This window comes from Tepidiphilus succinatimandens (assembly GCF_006503695.1).
Classification (GTDB): domain Bacteria; phylum Pseudomonadota; class Gammaproteobacteria; order Burkholderiales; family Rhodocyclaceae; genus Tepidiphilus; species Tepidiphilus succinatimandens.
Window position 1 is genome coordinate 1 of sequence record NZ_SBIK01000035.1, and the last position, 1,151, is coordinate 1,151.

Genomic DNA, 1,151 nt, shown 5'->3' on the forward strand with positions numbered 1-1,151 from the left:
ACAACCGGTACACCAGAGGTGCGTCCACTCCGGTCCTCTCGTACTAGGAGCAGATCCCCTCAAACTTCCAGCGCCCACGGCAGATAGGGACCAAACTGTCTCACGACGTTTTAAACCCAGCTCACGTACCTCTTTAAATGGCGAACAGCCATACCCTTGGGACCGACTACAGCCCCAGGATGAGATGAGCCGACATCGAGGTGCCAAACACCGCCGTCGATGTGAACTCTTGGGCGGTATCAGCCTGTTATCCCCAGAGTACCTTTTATCCGTTGAGCGATGGCCCTTCCATACAGAACCACCGGATCACTAGGACCTGCTTTCGCACCTGTTCGGCTTGTGGGCCTCACAGTCAAGCACGCTTATGCCCTTGCACATACAGCACGATTTCCGACCGTGCCAAGCGTACCTTCGTGCTCCTCCGTTACCTTTTGGGAGGAGACCGCCCCAGTCAAACTGCCTGCCATGCACGGTCCCGGCACCGGATGTACGGTGCGCGGTTAGAACCTCGAGGTGACCAGGGTGGTATTTCAAGGGCGGCTCCACCGAAGCTGGCGCCTCGGCTTCTCAGCCTCCCACCTATCCTACACAGGCCACATCAAAGTCCAATGCAAAGCTGCAGTAAAGGTTCATGGGGTCTTTCCGTCTAGCCGCGGGGAGATTGCATCTTCACAACCATTTCAATTTCGCTGAGTCCCAGGAGGAGACAGTGGGGCCATCGTTACGCCATTCGTGCAGGTCGGAACTTACCCGACAAGGAATTTCGCTACCTTAGGACCGTTATAGTTACGGCCGCCGTTTACCGGGGCTTCGATCAGGAGCTTGCACCCCATCACTTAACCTTCCGGCACCGGGCAGGCGTCACACCCTATACGTCGACTTTCGTCTTGGCAGAGTGCTGTGTTTTTAATAAACAGTCGCAGCCCCCGATTCTCTGCGACCCCGTTGGGCTCGTCTGGCGTGCAGACTCACCTACTTGGGGCACACCTTCTCCCGAAGTTACGGTGTCAATTTGCCGAGTTCCTTCTCCTGGGTTCTCTCAAGCGCCTTGGTGCTTTGACACCAGCCCACCTGTGTCGGTTTGCGGTACGGTCATCGTGCAACTGAAGCTTAGGGGCTTTTCCTGGAAGCGGGGCCTCGGTGGCTTGGGC

Annotated in this window: 1 rRNA gene; it reads right to left on the reverse strand. The window is 56.9% G+C overall.

From position 1 onward, the window contains the following. Positions 1 to 1,151 (reverse strand): 23S ribosomal RNA (locus tag EPD82_RS11815); the annotation flags it as partial.